This is a genomic window from Sporosarcina sp. 179-K 3D1 HS (genome assembly GCF_047228905.1).
In the GTDB taxonomy this organism is placed as follows: domain Bacteria; phylum Bacillota; class Bacilli; order Bacillales_A; family Planococcaceae; genus Sporosarcina.
In genome coordinates, this window is record NZ_JBFEGI010000001.1 from 11,503 (window position 1) to 27,662 (window position 16,160).

The 16,160-nt window shown below is 45.1% G+C and carries 16 protein-coding genes and 1 tRNA gene; 4 read left to right on the forward strand and 13 right to left on the reverse strand.

Annotation, left to right across the window (positions count from 1 at the left end; all coding sequences use genetic code 11):
- Positions 1-371 precede the first annotated feature (371 nt).
- Positions 372-1,466 (forward strand): branched-chain amino acid aminotransferase, encoded by a 1,095-nt coding sequence (locus AB1K83_RS00050; protein ID WP_413056107.1) that lies wholly within the window; start codon positions 372-374, stop codon positions 1,464-1,466.
- A 158-nt stretch (positions 1,467-1,624) separates the two neighbouring features.
- Here AB1K83_RS00050 and AB1K83_RS00055 read toward each other — a convergent pair whose 3' ends face one another.
- From AB1K83_RS00055 to AB1K83_RS00070, 4 genes are all read right to left on the reverse strand, one after another.
- Complete coding sequence (locus AB1K83_RS00055) at positions 1,625-1,768, reverse strand: aspartyl-phosphate phosphatase Spo0E family protein (RefSeq protein WP_413056590.1); 144 nt, start codon at positions 1,766-1,768, stop codon at positions 1,625-1,627.
- Positions 1,769-1,997: 229 nt separating this feature from the next.
- Positions 1,998-2,525 (reverse strand): YhcN/YlaJ family sporulation lipoprotein, encoded by a 528-nt coding sequence (locus tag AB1K83_RS00060; RefSeq protein WP_413056108.1) that lies wholly within the window; start codon positions 2,523-2,525, stop codon positions 1,998-2,000.
- A 302-nt stretch (positions 2,526-2,827) separates the two neighbouring features.
- A complete protein-coding gene (locus AB1K83_RS00065; protein WP_413056109.1) occupies positions 2,828-3,508 on the reverse strand; it encodes an RluA family pseudouridine synthase in 681 nt (226 codons plus the stop codon).
- A 147-nt stretch (positions 3,509-3,655) separates the two neighbouring features.
- Entirely contained in the window at positions 3,656-4,123 is a 468-nt protein-coding gene (locus tag AB1K83_RS00070) for an S-ribosylhomocysteine lyase (protein ID WP_413056110.1), read from the reverse strand.
- A gap of 144 nt (positions 4,124-4,267) precedes the next feature.
- Here AB1K83_RS00070 and AB1K83_RS00075 point away from each other — a divergent pair.
- A tRNA-Ser gene (locus AB1K83_RS00075) sits at positions 4,268-4,358 on the forward strand.
- A gap of 51 nt (positions 4,359-4,409) precedes the next feature.
- Here the strand turns inward: AB1K83_RS00075 and AB1K83_RS00080 are convergent.
- On the reverse strand, positions 4,410-4,949 hold the full coding sequence (locus tag AB1K83_RS00080) for a hydrolase (protein ID WP_413056111.1): 540 nt from the start codon (positions 4,947-4,949) through the stop codon (positions 4,410-4,412).
- 22 nt (positions 4,950-4,971) lie between these two features.
- Positions 4,972-6,438, reverse strand: a complete 1,467-nt coding sequence (dacB, locus tag AB1K83_RS00085) for a D-alanyl-D-alanine carboxypeptidase/D-alanyl-D-alanine-endopeptidase (RefSeq protein WP_413056112.1) — start codon at positions 6,436-6,438, stop codon at positions 4,972-4,974.
- A 137-nt stretch (positions 6,439-6,575) separates the two neighbouring features.
- Here dacB and AB1K83_RS00090 point away from each other — a divergent pair, with 137 nt between their 5' ends.
- Entirely contained in the window at positions 6,576-7,532 is a 957-nt protein-coding gene (locus AB1K83_RS00090; protein WP_413056113.1) for a ketopantoate reductase family protein, read from the forward strand.
- A 62-nt stretch (positions 7,533-7,594) separates the two neighbouring features.
- Here the strand turns inward: AB1K83_RS00090 and AB1K83_RS00095 are convergent, their stop codons facing one another.
- Both AB1K83_RS00095 and AB1K83_RS00100 read right to left on the reverse strand, forming a co-directional pair.
- Complete coding sequence (locus AB1K83_RS00095; RefSeq protein ID WP_413056114.1) at positions 7,595-9,133, reverse strand: class I adenylate-forming enzyme family protein; 1,539 nt, start codon at positions 9,131-9,133, stop codon at positions 7,595-7,597.
- A gap of 96 nt (positions 9,134-9,229) precedes the next feature.
- Positions 9,230-9,676: a YusW family protein gene (locus tag AB1K83_RS00100; protein WP_413056115.1), complete on the reverse strand. Its 447-nt coding sequence runs from the start codon at positions 9,674-9,676 to the stop codon at positions 9,230-9,232.
- A 151-nt stretch (positions 9,677-9,827) separates the two neighbouring features.
- Here AB1K83_RS00100 and AB1K83_RS00105 point away from each other — a divergent pair, with 151 nt between their 5' ends.
- A complete protein-coding gene (locus AB1K83_RS00105; protein ID WP_413056116.1) occupies positions 9,828-10,592 on the forward strand; it encodes an NRDE family protein in 765 nt (254 codons plus the stop codon).
- Positions 10,593-10,633: 41 nt separating this feature from the next.
- Here the strand turns inward: AB1K83_RS00105 and glpK are convergent, their stop codons facing one another.
- The 5 genes from glpK to AB1K83_RS00130 form a co-directional block, all read right to left on the reverse strand.
- Positions 10,634-12,124 carry a glycerol kinase GlpK gene (gene glpK, locus AB1K83_RS00110; RefSeq protein WP_413056117.1) on the reverse strand — a complete coding sequence of 497 codons (1,491 nt, stop codon included), beginning with the start codon at positions 12,122-12,124 and terminating at the stop codon, positions 10,634-10,636.
- A 21-nt stretch (positions 12,125-12,145) separates the two neighbouring features.
- A complete protein-coding gene (locus AB1K83_RS00115) occupies positions 12,146-13,330 on the reverse strand; it encodes a CaiB/BaiF CoA transferase family protein (RefSeq protein WP_413056118.1) in 1,185 nt (394 codons plus the stop codon).
- Between the two features lie 142 nt (positions 13,331-13,472).
- Complete coding sequence (gene phaC / locus AB1K83_RS00120; protein WP_413056119.1) at positions 13,473-14,561, reverse strand: class III poly(R)-hydroxyalkanoic acid synthase subunit PhaC; 1,089 nt, start codon at positions 14,559-14,561, stop codon at positions 13,473-13,475.
- Between the two features lie 78 nt (positions 14,562-14,639).
- Positions 14,640-15,422, reverse strand: a complete 783-nt coding sequence (gene fabG, locus AB1K83_RS00125) for a 3-oxoacyl-[acyl-carrier-protein] reductase (protein WP_413056120.1) — start codon at positions 15,420-15,422, stop codon at positions 14,640-14,642.
- Between the two features lie 73 nt (positions 15,423-15,495).
- Positions 15,496-15,951 carry a polyhydroxyalkanoate biosynthesis repressor PhaR gene (locus tag AB1K83_RS00130; protein WP_413056121.1) on the reverse strand — a complete coding sequence of 152 codons (456 nt, stop codon included), beginning with the start codon at positions 15,949-15,951 and terminating at the stop codon, positions 15,496-15,498.
- Positions 15,952-16,160: the final 209 nt, after the last annotated feature.

Sequence of the window (16,160 nt, forward strand, 5' to 3'; positions counted from 1 at the left end):
AAATAGAATGTACTTCGATTTGTGACACTTTTCTTACAATGTTAAACGTTATGCTACACTGCGAAAGGCCGGAAGTCAATAGGATTTCTTCAGTTTAATTGCGGAATAATGCGAAAACACTATTTTAATTCCAAAGATTTTAGAGATTCTTTTTATCAAAAATGTAAGCGTTATCATTTATAAATTATATATTTTATATGAAAATTAAAAAAAGATTTTTTCTTCATTTTTTCATTTTGAATTATGCTAGGTCATAAGTCTTCATTTTGGAAAGGAATAAATATTTTTTTCTTTCATTATTTAGAAAATAGCAGTATAATCGTTCCAAGCGATATTTTTTTATTAAGACGAGGAAAGAGGTTTCGATCACGATGAGTAAACTACCAATTCTGATCAGAAAAAGTGAGACGTTAAAAGAGAAGCCAGATCCAAATAATTTACTTTTTGGCCGAATTTTTACGGATCACATGTTTATTGCAGATTATACCGAGGGATTGGGGTGGCATGATCATAGAATCGTTCCTTATGAACCGATCACACTTGATCCGGCGGCAATCGTTTTCCATTATGGACAAACGGTTTTTGAGGGATTGAAAGCTTTCGCTTCAAAAGAAGGGACGATCCGCCTTTTCCGCCCGGAGGAAAACATGAAACGGTTGAACCGTTCCAATGAACGGATGTGCATACCGCAAATTAATGAAGAGCTCGCACTTGATGCTTTAAATCAATTACTAGAATTAGATAAAGATTGGATACCGACAGCAGAAGGGACTTCCCTTTATATCCGTCCATTCATCATCGCGACCGAATCTCATCTAGGCGTTTCAAGTGCAAAAGAATATAAATTCATGATTATCCTATCGCCGGTAGGTTCCTACTATAAAGAAGGCATCCACCCCGTCAAGATCCTAGTTGAAAATAATTTTGTCCGTGCTGTAGCTGGCGGAACAGGAAATGCCAAAACAGCAGGCAACTATGCTTCCGCACTGAAAGCGCAAGAAGTAGCCGATCGAGAAGGCTATTCTCAAGTATTGTGGCTCGACGGTTTAGAGAAAAAGTATATTGAAGAAGTAGGCAGCATGAACATCTTCTTTAAAATTAATGGTGAGGTTGTCACTCCAGCATTGAACGGAAGCATTTTGGAAGGGATCACCCGGAAGTCCATTTTGGAACTGCTTCGTTATTGGGAAATGCCTGTCACGGAGCGGAAAATCTCCATTGCGGAAATCCAGGAAGCCCATGCGAACGGCCAATTGGAAGAAGTGTTCGGAACAGGTACTGCAGCAGTCATTTCTCCTGTTGGTGAATTGAATTGGAATGGACACAAAATGGTAGTCGGAAATGGAGAAACTGGCCCAATATCCAAAAAGCTATATGAAACACTAACGGGTATTCAGACAGGTAAAATTGAAGATCCTTTTGACTGGGTTGTCAAATTGGAAAAGTCGTTAACTCCGCAAGCCTAAGTATTTTTCAAGAAAAAAGCGTCCAGAACCTAGACGCGTACATGTCTGCTTAGAAGGTTATTCACATGCTAAGATAAGCGACAAGTAAAAAGACATCACCCTCAAGTCCGGGTGATGTCTTTTTACATTCGCTCTATTAAATGAACATTCTGGAGTTGTCACATACGAATAAGCTGATAGCGGTTAAGCATTGCATCTAACTCCTGACTACACTGTACAACGGAAGGATGGGTAAACCCGAAATCTCTTGCTTTCTTGTACATCACTTTTCGTTGCCTGTTGATCATGAGAGATAGATCCATTTTTTCGCATAACGTCTTTTCCACGACTCTTCCTCCATTTGATATACTCAAACCCTTCCATATCATATAACAGAACGTTTGAAATAATTGTCGGAATATGCCACTTTTTTCATTTGTCACCGATTTGTCATAAACTCCAACTCAATCTTGTTCTACTTGAGGGTTTATTGAACAAATACCCCATATATCCACCAATAAAACCATGTATTTACAATAATTTTTATTTGTATTACTGGGCATTTGGGAACACACGTTGTACCACTTCCGTAAATTCCTCGAAAAGCCCCTCCACTGGTTGTCCTTCATTAATTTTGGCGCCATATTCATTTAGCCGTTCGACGAAATCTGGATTGACGGATACGTAAACATTTTCGATATCCCGATCTACTTCCCGCACTGTGGCAGCGATTCGGCTTTCCAGTTCAGACGTCAAATCCGTAGCGGATTGATCTGTCAAGACGGCGGCCACATAAGCGTTTTGATCCGTGACAAGGACGGTCGCATTGTCAACTTCTTTCATGTCGGACACACGGGCCGCCGCTTCGTCCGCAACTTCCAAACGAGATTGATTGTCATGTCCATTATGATTTGTCGAATCTCCTTGAGCATGTTCGCCTGTCCCCACCTCATTATTCTCTTGAGTTTGAGTTGTATTGGTCGCCTGACTACTCGAAGCGTCATTATTTTTCTTCATCCCACAACCTATCAGAGACAAGACCATCAGAAATGCAATTGTTAGTTGTATCCATTTTTTCATGTGAATCCTCCTTTCCTTCCTAGGGTAACCAAAAATTTCTTTGTTTATTTATGTATAAGAATAAAAAACAGCTCACACAACCAAAAAGTTGTGTGAGCTACTTAATTACATCATCAACCCCCAAGTGATCTGAAGAGCGATGAGGATCAGGACTCCAAAGAATACAGCCCATTCCGTCTTGTCTGGTTGTTCCGGTCGGCTATCCCAAGTCTTTTTTTTCATAAGATACACCCTTTCCATAAAAGAACATCAAGTACTTACATAATTCCCTTATGGGGTCGTACTTAAACGGCGCTGGCCATTCAGCGTTTCGCGTCGAACAGATCCCATGGATGCACTTCGGGCGGCAACGACTCAATCGTTATTTCCTCTTTTTTCGTTGGATGGGTTAACCGGAGAGAATTCGCCCATAGTGCAATTTGTTGGCCTGGTCGGTTGACCGAAGCCCCGTATTTTTGGTCACCGTAGAGCGGGCAGCCGATTGCTGCCAGTTGCACTCTGATCTGATGGGGTCTGCCGGTATGAAGATTGACTGACAACAAGCTCAAGTCATTTGAACTTGCGATGACTTCATAATCCAGCACCGCTTTTTTGGCGTCTTTCTGATTGGCATCCACGACGGAGACTTTATTTTGACGCGCATCTTTCACGACGTAGTGCACTAGCTTATCCTTTTTAATCGATGGAGTCCCTCGTACCACTGCCAAATAAGTGCGACCAATCTCTTGTCTGCGCAACTCATCCGCTAATCGGGAAGCCGCTTTCGAGGTTTTCGCAAATACCATCACGCCTCCCACAGGACGGTCTAGCCGATGAACAAGTCCCAAATAGACATTACCGGGTTTATCATAGCGAACTTTTATATCTTCTTTTAAAAGCGTCAGCAAATCTCGATCTCCTGTCCGATCTTCCTGTACAGGGACGTTGACAGGCTTTTCGACAATCAGCAAATGATTGTCCTCATACAAAATGGGTATATTCAATAGAAATCTCTTCCCTTTCATCAGTTCGTAAATCGATTGTATCGCAGAAAGAAACCCCGTGCTAGTAACAAAAAGCGTAGAGTATCGAAAAAAAGAGCAATCGCGGATTCGATGTATCGAATCTGCGATTGCTCCCTACCGGATTCCTTATTCAGCAAAGACTTCTTTCCATTCATTACGTTTTGCGAGCAATTCTTCAGCTAATTCTTTCGCGCCTTCCAGACTGTGGCTCGCCGCCCAACCGCATTGGATTTCATTGCAGGCCGGGACCTCATCTGCTTGAATGACGTCACGCAATGTTTTCTCAAGTGCTCCCAAGATGTTGTCATAGTTATCATCATTGATGACAGATAGATAGAAACCGGTTTGGCAACCCATCGGACTTAAGTCAACGACATGGTCATGGTGATTCCGGATTTTTTCCGCCATAAGATGTTCCAATGAATGGAGAGCCGGCATTTTCATATGTTCTTTATTCGGCTGCTTTAAGCGGATATCGTATTTATGGATTTCGTCGCCGTTGTTTCCTTTAATGACACCAGCAAGTCGTACATAAGGCGCCTTCACTTTCGTATGGTCCAAATTGAAGCTTTCTACATTCATTTTTTCAACCATGCTAGTTTGCACTCCCTTTTTCAAAATATTCTTAGAAGCAATCCCTTTCATTTTACCAGACTTTCGACTTTTATGCGGCTTGTCGCATGAAATTGACCGTTGACGAACCTGAATTTCGGATGGTATACTACTTTTTGTAAAAATGGAGACGTACCCAAGAGGCTGAAGGGGGCTGACTCGAAATCAGCTAGGGCGTGCAAGCGCCGCGGGGGTTCAAATCCTCTCGTCTCCGCCATTATAATCGAATTTGAAAAGTCGCCCTATTAAGTGGACGACTTTTTTGTTTTTATTTCACGACGGTCAGCAGTTCCTTGAATTGCTCCCCTTCTGCTACTTGCATCAATTCGAACAAGGCCATCTCGACACTCGTTAAAAGGATTCCTTTGGACTGCATCTTTTCCAACGCAATTTCCTTGTTGGCCCGTGTCCGTGACGAAACAGCGTCTGCCACGACTTGCACTTCATACCCGGCTTCCTTCAATCCCATTGCCGTCTGGTACGTACAAATATGGGCTTCAATACCGGCGATCAACAGTTGGTGGCGACCCGTTTCCCCGACCGTTTGAAGAAACCCGGGTGTCAGGCAAGCATTGAAGGTCATCTTCTGAATGGGTCTCATCCCGGTCAGGTGACGGGAAATTTGTTCGTCTGTCGGCCCAAGTCCTTCCGGATATTGTTCCAGCCAAATGATCGGGATTTCAAGTAATTGCAACCCGCGGACCAACTTTTCCAAGTTCTCCAGGAAAGCTTCACTGTTATCCACTGTCTTCGCCAATTTCCCTTGCACATCCACCAAAACAAAAGCCGTTTGCCCTATCTTCAACATTCCCATTCCCCTCCCTAGCCTACTATTTAGTATTTACGATTGCGGTCGCCATCCGATCTATTACCGGGATTGTGCTTGTTTTCTGGCCTTCCGTCAGGATACTGAAAATCAACGTTTCGCCCCCCTTTGTTTCCGCGTAGCCGGATAAGGCGTTGACATTGGTTAAACTGCCTGTCTTCGCGATGACATTCCCTCTTGCGGGAGCCGCCTTCATCCGATTACGCAAAGTGCCTCCTATGAAACGCTCATTCGCCCCTGCTACCGGCAATGCCTGTACGAAGGAGCGGTACCAAGGTTTTGAACGAACTTGATATAGAAGTTCGGATAATTGGGCAGCGGATACTTTATTTGACGAGGATAATCCAGAAGCATCTTCCAAATGCCATTGCTTGCGGTCCAGGCCACTTGATTCTACAAAATCATGCATCACTTGCAATCCTGCATCCCAACTACCTTCCCCGAACACTTCTTTGCCCATCGTTTTTGCTAACATTTCAGCATGAGTGTTATTGCTCAACTTCATAAAGGGAACTATGAGATCTTTCAACGGCATGGAAGTCCGATGGGTTAGCAAACGAGCCGAATCCGGAGTATTACCACGCACATTGGATGAGTTCGAAAAACGGATACCTCGGTCAGTCAACGATTGCTTGAATTCATGAAGAGTATAGGCCGTCGGATTGGAAACAGCGACCCATTCCTTTTTTCCAGTTGACCCGATGGGGGCATTTCCTGTGATGAAAATGGTGTTTGTTCCGTGTTTCCGATAAATGCGCAATGTATTTGAATTGCCTTTCGCCACTGTTTTGGATTGGTTGACGATAGTGACGAATTTGGTTGCAGGCGTCAATGTAATTTTCGCTGCACGCCCGCGAGTTGTGGGTTTGGCTTCGATGATGATGGAGCCGGCGTCATAATCCCGGTCAGGTGATAAAGTCAAAGCGGACACTTGCGCCGCAAAGGAGTAGGTCTCCTGATTTTTCTTCACACTTGGTGAAAGGCGGACCGTGTCAAAAAAGGTATCATCTCCTACTAGATTTCCTTCAATCCGTTTGACGCCCTGATTTGCTAAACGGGTGGCAAATATATCGAGATCCTTTTTCATCAATGTCGGATCCCCCTGGCCACGTAAGTAAACGTTACCGCGAAGAACCCCATTGGCAACGGTTCCATCGGTGAGCACTTCGGTCCTGAACTGATAACCCTCTCCCAACGTCTCCAATGCTGCGGCCGCAGTAAGGAGTTTTTGATTGGACGCTGGCGCGATGCCTCGATCGGCATTATATTGATACACCATCTCCCCGTTAGAAGCCTTTCGAACAACGATGCTGCTTGTCGAATTTTTCAATCGGGAATCCGTTAACAGTTGGTTCATTGATCTTTCCAGTTCTCCGTACTGAGCAGCCGCTTCGACAGTCGGCGGAAAGATTTGTGACAATACCAGTAGGAATAGAGACAAAATAGCAATGGTGAATGAACGTTGACTCAAGCTTGTTCCTCCTTCGATGTTTAGCTATTAGTCTAACACGGTTGATTGCCCATTTAAATAGAATTTGAGTTTTACAAATTAACTGATGATTATGTTATCCTAATTGTGTGACTTTCTTATGACTGGAGATGGAACAGATGACGAGAACAATTCAATCCGTGGCAATGATAGGCCTCGGCGCAATTGGAGCGGCATATGGCAGCAGACTACATAAAATAGTAGGTAACCGACTTACAGTAATTGCAAATGAAGAACGGATCGAACGTTATTCCAAAACAGGCATCGATGTGGAAGGCCAAACAGTTCATTTCCACTACATCACACCCGAAGCAGAGGCAGTTCCAGTTGACCTGATAATCATCGCAGTCAAAAACGCCGAATTGCAGGAAGCAATCCATGATATGAAACATCATGTCGGCCCCGAAACGATTTTCCTCCCTCTTCTGAACGGCATTTCCAGTGAAGAAGAGATTGCTGTAGTATATCCCGACAATCCGATTCTTTATAGCATGTGCGTCGGAATCGATGCCATCCGTTCGGGACATCAAGTACGATTTTCCAGCATCGGGAAAATTTGTTTCGGCGAAAAGGATAAGTCGATATCGGACAACGTGAAAGCCGTCATGGAATTATTTGACCAAGCCGAAATCCCCTACGATGTTCCGGAAGATATATGGCGGACACTTTGGTGGAAGTTCATGTTCAATGTCGGCATCAATCAAACCTCAGCTGTCTTGCGTGCTCCATATCAAGTGTTCCAAACTGTACCGGCTGCCCATCAATGGATGGAAGCGGCGATGTATGAAGTTGTGGCGCTCTCCGAAAAAGCGGGAGTTCATTTGACAGAAGCGGATATCCACTCTTTCCGCCCGATATTAGCGAAATTGGCGCCTGAAGGGAAAACATCCATGCTGCAAGATGTGGATGCAGGCCGGAAAACGGAAGTGGAGTATTTCGCCGGAAAGGTATGCGAGCTTGGGAGGAAGTATGGCGTGCCGACACCGATCAATGATCAACTGCTTCAGATCATTCCAATTATCGAAGCGATTTCGGATGCTGAATTAGAGACGCTGAAAGAACAAGTTACCGTTTAGTATAGAACCCGTTGAAATGAACAAAAGCCGCAGCTCCGTAACCGGACTGCGGCTGTTATTGTTTAGATTTTAGTCTTTTCATCTTCCCAATATTGCTCCCGCAAACTCGTCTTCAGTATTTTACCGGAAGGATTGCGTGGTAGTTCTGGTAGGAAGCTGACCGTTTTCGGTTTTTTATACCCCGCCATTTTCCCTTCACAGAAATCGATGACCGCTTTTTCCGTCATCGTCGCCCCATCACGCAGAACGACAATTGCTTTGACCGCCTCTCCCCATACAGGATGGGGAATTCCGATGACCGCTGCTTCCAGGATGTCGGGATGCGTATAGAGCACTTCCTCGATATCCCGCGGATAAATATTGACCCCGCCACTAATGAGCATGTCCTTCTTCCGGTCTACAATATAATAGAAACCTTCCTCATCCTGTAGCGCCATATCCCCAACGGAAAAATACCCTTGGTAGAACGAAGCCGCGGTGTCCTCGGGATTCTTATAATATTCATCTAACAAATACGGTCCTTTAAAATAGAGCTCGCCAATTTGTCCTTGATTTACCGGCTCTTTATTGTCATCAAGAATTAAACAATCTACGAGAGGGAACGGATGGCCGACACTCCGCTCTTTATTTTCAATATCTTTCGGTTTGATGTTCAAAGTGATGGCGGACTCCGTGGATCCGTAGAATTCATGGAGATCGACACCCGGGAAAAATGCCAAGATGTCTTCTTTCGATTTTGTCGCGAGTGGCGACCCGGCCGAAATGAGGACACGGACGGAAGATAGGTCATATTTCGCCTTCACTTCCTCTTTGACATTGGTGATGAAACTGTACATTGTCGGTGCCAGGAATGCGTTCGTAATACGATACTTCTCGATATCCGCAAGTACCTGTTCCACTTCAAATGTTTCATGGATGACTAACGTCCCTCCGACGATGATCTGCATCACGAGGAAAATCCAAGGTGCTGCATGATAGATTGGGCCCGCAACCAGATGGACATCCGACTCGTCGATTTTATATTCATAAGCTGCCGCCATTCCGGTCAAAATCCGGGACCTTTGCGAAATGACGACGCCTTTAGGTTTTCCAGTCGTCCCCGATGTATATCCGATATAGAATGTATCGGCCTCATCCACTTCCACATCAGGTTCTTCCGCAGATGCAGACTGAAGGAACATTTCATAATCAAATCTTTCTCCGTTAGACGTTCCACCGACGACGATGACGGTGTCAAGCTCCCCGACGGAACGGATGGAGTCCAGCTCACTCTCGTATTCAGCCGTCAAAATGATACCCCTGCTGTCCGAGTTTTGCAGGATATAATCAATTTCACGGCCGACTAAACGATAGTTCATCGGCACAATGATGACCCCGATTTTGGACAAGCCGACAATTATGTCGACATAGGCGGCATTGTTTTTCATCAAGACCGCCACTTTATCCCCTTTTTGATAACCGCGTGACCGGAACGCATTCGCAAGCCGATTTGCTCTTTCATTCAATTGCTTAAATGAAGACGTTTTGTTCTGAAAGATTACAGCTGGTTTACCCCCATATTTCAACGCGTTTTGCTTCATCATGTTTCCAACTGTCAACATTCTTGTTCCCTCCCTATTTACAAATCTCTCTTTTATCCTATCAAAATAATCCGTAAATAGGTAATTATTTATTAATTCCGGGAGCTAACCATTTGATCATTTGGAGAACATCAAATCTTTCTGATCATGCCCTTTAAACTTGATCTTGAGGCTCGCTTTCTCATAATCCGAAATTTCAAAGGCCTCGGTAGCCTGTTTAATCAAATCCATATCTTCGGTTTCCGGATCTACGGACATGCCTGAAAAAATCTCGTCCAGCTTTTTCAACGCTTTATTGCCACGTAGATAAGTATCTTCGACTTTATTCAAATAATTCGCCTCAGTATGAACGCGGCCTTCTTTATACATTGCCTGGATGGCCTCCTTCTTGTCTTTCGTATCTACAGAAAAATCAAACTCAGTAAATCCATATAAGCTGCCGACAGGCTCTTCCGAAATATCCTCTCCATCAGGACCTTTTGTGACAATGTTTTTATTCTGGCAAGCGGCGAGCATACATACGATCATGATGAGCAGTGCAATCCTATAACCCTTCTTTTGCAAATAAATCATCCTCTCCATCAACGGCGTCAAGTATGATTAATTTGACCGAACTCGCCTACGTTTATACGTTTAGTGACAGGGAACGGAATTTGTGTCCTTTGCTTCATTATTGGGACATTGTATACTTTGGATAAGGAGAGGTGACTAGGTTATGTGTCTGATCAATTTTCATTTTCAGGATCATCCGATCTATCATTTAATTGTGGCAGCAAACCGGGACGAATTTTACGAGCGGCCGACTGCTCCGGCCCATTTTTGGGAAGATAAGCCGAATCTGTTGGCAGGCCGGGATTTATCGCAACATGGCACATGGCTCGGCGTAACAAAAGATGGGCGATTTGCCGCTCTGACCAACTTCCGGGATGTCAATCAGAAGACAAACGATGTCCGTTCGCGTGGGGAGATTGTAACTGACTTTCTCGATTCCGATGTGACAGCATCTGAATTCTTGCAGGCGTTACAGCAGAAACGGGAGGAGTATGCAGGGTTCAATGTGATTGTCGGTACGCCGGATGAATTGCTGTACTACTCGAACATCCAAAATGAAGTGGCGACGATTTCTCCGGGAACACACGGGTTGAGTAACCATTTCCTTGATACTCCATGGCCCAAAGTCGTTAGAGGGAAAGCGGGCGTCCAGGAAGTGGCTACTCAAAACTGTGCCATCCAGCCGGACATTCTATTCGACGTGCTGGCCAACGCCGAGCCGTTCCCGGATGAACAACTTCCCAATACAGGAGTCGGTGAGGAGTTGGAACGGGTCCTATCCTCCCTCTTCATTCAGTCGGAGGGATACGGTACCCGCTCCTCAACGGTCTTGCTCGTAGATCATGAAAACAACGTCACCTTCGTGGAACGAACCTATCAAGACGGACATTTTATAGAAGACCGCACGTTTACATTTCAAATCGGTTGAATGAAAAAATCAGCCCTCCTCACACACGAGGAGAGCTGATTTTATTTAAACGCCATGGTTGCTTGGATCGCTTTTTTCCATCCTTCGTATAATGAATCGCGCTCGACAACAGGCATCTTCGGTAGGAATTGCTTGTCCAGATTTAAACGCTCCGCAATTTCGGAGCGGTCGCGCCAGAAGCCGACCGCGAGACCAGCCAAGGAAGCGGCTCCGAGTGCCGTCGTTTCATTGACCACGGTCCGCTCTACTGGGACATCCAATAAATCCGCTTGGAACTGCATAAGGAAATCATTGGCGACCACCCCGCCGTCCACCCGCAGCGTTTTCAATGAAATGCCCGAATCCGCTTCCATCGCATCGAGCACATCTTTTGTTTGATAGGCTAGAGATTCCAAGGTCGCACGGATAAAATGCTCTTTTTTCGTCCCGCGCGTCAAACCGAAAGCGGCACCCCGGACCTCACTATCCCAATATGGAGTGCCCAATCCGACGAAAGCCGGGACAACATACACACCTTCCGTCGATTCCACTCGGGTCGCATAGGCTTCGCTCTCCGCGGAATTACGAAACATCCGCAGTCCGTCACGCAGCCATTGGATGGCCGAACCCGCTACGAATATGCTTCCTTCCAATGCGTATTCCACTTTACCGCCGAAACCCCATGCGATAGTCGTCAATAAACCGTGTTCGGATTCCACTGCTTGTTCCCCTGTATTCATCAACATGAAACATCCGGTTCCATACGTATTTTTCACCATACCCCGTTCAAAACAAGCTTGCCCGAACAAAGCAGCTTGCTGATCCCCTGCAATGCCCGCTATCGGGACGGCATGGCCGAAGAAGTGACGCTCCTCCGTATGTGCATAAATTTCGGATGAAGGGCGGACTTCAGGCAACATCAACTTCGGCACCCCTAAAATCTCCAACAACTCTTCATCCCATTCAAGCTTGTGGATGTTATACATCAATGTCCGGGAGGCATTTGAATAATCAGTCACATGGGCTTTCCCACCGGATAGTTTCCATACGATCCACGTATCGATCGTTCCGAACAGTAAATCACCTTTCTCCGCCTTTTCCTTTGCCCCTTCCACATGATCCAAAATCCATTTCACTTTTGTTCCGGAGAAGTAGGGATCTAGCAGCAAACCGGTTTTCTTCCGGAACGTCTCATTATGTCCTTGTTCCCGCAACTCATCACAGATCTCCGCGGTCTGGCGGGATTGCCAAACGATTGCATGGTAGATTGGTTTGCCGGTATGCTTGTCCCAAACAACAGTCGTTTCGCGTTGGTTCGTAATTCCGATTCCGGCAATCTGGTCAGATGAAATGTTTTTTTCCGATAACACGCCTGCAATGACCGATAAAATGGAACTCCAGATTTCGTCGGCATTATGCTCAACCCAACCGGATTGGGGAAAATACTGATTGAATTCCCGTTGTGCCGTATGGACGATATCCCCTTTTTCATCAAATAAAATCGCTCGGGAGCTCGTTGTCCCCTGATCGAGCGCCATCATATATTGCTTCATTCAGCACCCCTCTTTCGACCATTAACTAAAGACCCCTTTTTCCTTCCATTCCCCTATCCGCTCGGCAGTAAATCCCCGGGCAAGCAAAATGTCCTCAGTATGCTCCCCTAATCCCGCTCCTACATGGGAATAAACAGGATGCGCCGTTGAGAATTTAATCGGCGAGGCGATTTGCCGCTGAGTCGTCCCGTCCGACTTCGGTACTTCGACGACCATTTGGCGTGCTTGAATTTGTGGATGTTCGGCCGCTTCCGCGAAAGACAAGACGGGTTCCACGCATCCGTCAAAATCTTCATTAAAGACACCCAGCCACTCCTCAAAACTTTTCGATAGGAAGATGTCTTTAACCTTTTGCTTGAACGATTGCTGATCTAACGTATCCTCACTAAGCGCCCTTTGGAATAAATCCGGAATCTCCAGCGCCTCGCATAATAGCTTCAGGAATTGGGGTTCCAAACTTCCTACCGAGAAGAAACGGCCATCCGCCGTCTCATAATAATCGTAGAAAATACCACCATTCAGCATCAATTCTTCCGGTTTCGGCTCCACTTCCTTCACCAAATATCCAGGTCCATACATCGCATTAAATGAAAACGCGGTGTCAGTCATACTGACATCAATATGCTGTCCTTCCCCGGTTTTCTCACGGTGAAGAGCGGCTGCCAAAATACCGATCACGGAATGAAGGGATCCCCCTGCAATATCTGCAATTTGAATGCCCATCGTCGGTGGCACCCCCTCCTTCCGTCGAGAATAATCCATGACGCCGGAAAGGGCCAAGAAATTATTATCATGGCCGGGACGGTTGCGGAAAGGTCCCGTCTGTCCATAGCCGGTCAACGAACAATAGATCAACCCGTGATTGATTTTTTTCAAATCTTCATACCCTAAGCCGAGCCGTTCCATCACCCCTGGTCGGAATTGCTCTATGATAATATCATACTCTTGCAACAAGGAATGAATGATTTCCTTCGACTCCTCCAGTTTCAGATTCAACGTCATCGATTTCTTCGATCGATTCAAATGGCCATGTGTCGCAGATAAGCCATCTTCGTCGAGCGGCGGCATACTGCGGACCAAGTCCTGACGTGTAGCCGATTCAATTCGGATCACATCCGCCCCCAGATCGGCCAACATCATCGTCGCATACGGTCCTGGCAACAATGTAGAAAAATCCAATATTTTCAAACCAGCCAACAAACTCATTATGTACCCTCTCCCATTCCCCTATATAAATGTTATTCACAATCTTTTGAGTAGATTGCATATCTACTCCAATTCTAGATAAGTAAATGGTTTCCCTTTTTATTTAACAAAAAACCACCCGAAAATGGGTGGTTTCATAAGCTTACTGCGAATTCTTCACAAGCCACTTATCAATCAACGGATACGTCCCATTGACTGCACGGCGTCCGGTCACGACTGAGACATGGCCGGTTTCCATGAGGTGGAACTCTTTGTTTTTACTGGATACTTTATCGTTTAAAGGCTCCACTTGGTTCGGAGTCGCGATGTTGTCGTACTTTCCAGCGATGTTCAACAGGTTTGCTTTAATATCGGATAATTCCACTTTACGACCTCTGACATAAAGCTCGTCATTGATCAGTTTATTCTCCTGATAGAACTCTCCGATCCACTGACGATACGCTTCGCCCGGAAACGGGATTCCGTCATGCAGCCATTTCTGCATGAGCATCCAATTGCTGACGAAGTTTTCATTGTCCGCCCGATCGGCCAAACTGATGTATGGGCCGTAGAAATTTGCAATCGGGTTCAATAGTTTATTTCCAAAGTCAATCATATCATGCGGCACCATTCCTAGTGTATCGACCACTTTATCCAAGTTGAAGTAGCGTTTATCCAACCAATTGGTATAAAGTCCAGCGTCGCTAAAATCGAATGGACTTGTCATTAATACCAAGTTGCGGATCGGCAACTCCGGATGTAAAGCGGTGAAAATAGCCGTCATCGTGCCACCCATGCAGTATCCGAACATCGTAATTTCTTTTGCTGCCGATGTTTGCAATACTTTTTTAACAGCTCTAGGGATGTAATCCAAAATGAAATCATCCAATTTCATGTGGCGGTCTTCGTACCCTGGTGTCCCCCAGTCCAACAGGTATACATCATGCCCTTGGTTTGTAAGATGTTCAATCAGACTATTCCCAGGCGACAAATCCAGAATATACGGCTTGTTGATTAATGCATAGACCATCAATACTGGAATTTTATTCGTTTTTGGGACAGTCGGTTGATATCGGTAAAGCTTCGCTTTGTTTTTTGTCCAGATGACTTCCTTCGGTGTTTGCCCCACTTTCGGTTCTGGTTCCTTCGTAAGAACCTCCGTCATCCGCTTAAAACGCGTATAGCTCTTCCGAACATCTTCCGGCATGGCATCCATCCAGTTTTCTACTTCTTTTACGTTGGAATAAATCATTGTTATCCTCCTCCACAATTCCAATGACTTCCCCACTTGGGAAGTCAACTCTTCTCTATTCTCGCGAAATAGATGAACTTACATATATAATCCGCCGTTTACATTAATGGCCTGGCCTGTAATGTATTCGGCTTGCGCAAGGAACAGAACTGCTTCTGCCACTTCCTTCGTGGTTCCCAAACGTTTCATCGGCACTTTGGAAACGATACTTTCCAAAACGTTTTCCGGCATGGCCCCCACCATTTCCGTTTCAATGAACCCCGGGCAAATCGCATTGACAGTAATTCCGCTTCGGGCTGTTTCCAAAGCAAGCGACTTTGTGAATCCGAGCATACCCGCTTTGGAAGTTGAATAATTCGTCTGGCCAAAACCGCCCGCTTGGCCGATGATGGAACTGATATTGATGATACGGCCATACTTCTGTTCCAACATATGGTCGATGACTGCCGAAGTCGTATGGTAGACGCTATTCAGATTGACGTCGATGACTTCATTCCAATCTTCTGTGGATAGTTTGCGGAATGTCCGGTCACGTGTAATGCCGGCATTGTTTACAAGGATATCAATCTTTCCAAAACGATCTTTTACTGCCTGGATGAAGTTTTGGACATCTTCCGATTTAGATACATCCGATTGGAAAGCAAACGAAGTTCCACCTTGTGCCTCAATTTCTTTCACAACGCTCTCCGCTTTTTCAAAACCGGATACAAAATTGATCGCCACTATTGCACCATTGCGTGCCAGCTCTTTCGCAATCGCAGCCCCAATTCCACGTGACCCCCCTGTCACGATGGCAACTTGGCCTGCTAACGGCTTTCCAAATTCGGTGATCTCTGTAATTTCCAATGCGTTCAATGTCATCCTTCAACACTTCCATTCTCTGTAATATACGATACATGCAGCTTCGCAAAAGGACTGACCTTTCGATAAATTCTTATTTCTTTAGTTGTGTTTCCGCAACAGGAGAAGCAGATGATGCCGACTGTTGCTTATTTCCCTTTTCCACTGCCTCAATGATGAGATCCAATTTTTTCTCGAGATTGGCAACCGATCTTCGTAATTGGACAATTTCTTTCGTGGCATCCAATTTGGCAATCTCCTCATCGAATCGATCATCCAAATGGTCTACTTTTTCCTCAAGATTGATGATCAACGAGGCCACATCGGCGAGCTCTCCCCGAGTTGGCATATTCGCCTGCTTCAAATAAGATTCCGTCATTTTTTTAGCCAATTCTTGAAATTGTAAATAATAATTTAGTGTTTCACCCATTCCCTCCGAGAAGGATTCTTTATTCAGCGTTTGCTGAATAGTTTCGTTCCAATTGGCTTCCGTTTGTTCATACATTGTTTTCCACATCGCGAATGGATCAAATTGTAATGTCTGTGACAAACATCTCATCTCCTTTAAAATTCACAGTTTCAGAGAATAGTGGGGCATCTCCTACCCAAAGTATAGGGGGATGTTCCAATTTAAGTCAACGAACGATAATGGACAAAAAACCACATTTTTCTACAAAATAACAAAAAAGGATGTCGAATAATAATTAAGGAAATACTATAATTTACTAGTAAAAGCCAATGAATTACAGTTTTTTATAT

Coding starts and splice junctions, on each gene's coding strand:
- AB1K83_RS00050 (WP_413056107.1), top strand. CDS start 372: ATGAGTAAACTACCAATTCTGATCAGAAAAAGTGAGACGTTAAAAGAG.
- AB1K83_RS00055 (WP_413056590.1), bottom strand. CDS start 1,768: ATGGATCTATCTCTCATGATCAACAGGCAACGAAAAGTGATGTACAAG.
- AB1K83_RS00060 (WP_413056108.1), bottom strand. CDS start 2,525: ATGAAAAAATGGATACAACTAACAATTGCATTTCTGATGGTCTTGTCT.
- AB1K83_RS00070 (WP_413056110.1), bottom strand. CDS start 4,123: ATGGTTGAAAAAATGAATGTAGAAAGCTTCAATTTGGACCATACGAAA.
- AB1K83_RS00080 (WP_413056111.1), bottom strand. CDS start 4,949: ATGTTGAAGATAGGGCAAACGGCTTTTGTTTTGGTGGATGTGCAAGGG.
- AB1K83_RS00090 (WP_413056113.1), top strand. CDS start 6,576: ATGACGAGAACAATTCAATCCGTGGCAATGATAGGCCTCGGCGCAATT.
- AB1K83_RS00095 (WP_413056114.1), bottom strand. CDS start 9,133: ATGTTGACAGTTGGAAACATGATGAAGCAAAACGCGTTGAAATATGGG.
- AB1K83_RS00105 (WP_413056116.1), top strand. CDS start 9,828: ATGTGTCTGATCAATTTTCATTTTCAGGATCATCCGATCTATCATTTA.
- glpK (WP_413056117.1), bottom strand. CDS start 12,124: ATGAAGCAATATATGATGGCGCTCGATCAGGGGACAACGAGCTCCCGA.
- AB1K83_RS00115 (WP_413056118.1), bottom strand. CDS start 13,330: ATGAGTTTGTTGGCTGGTTTGAAAATATTGGATTTTTCTACATTGTTG.
- phaC (WP_413056119.1), bottom strand. CDS start 14,561: ATGATTTATTCCAACGTAAAAGAAGTAGAAAACTGGATGGATGCCATG.
- fabG (WP_413056120.1), bottom strand. CDS start 15,422: ATGACATTGAACGCATTGGAAATTACAGAGATCACCGAATTTGGAAAG.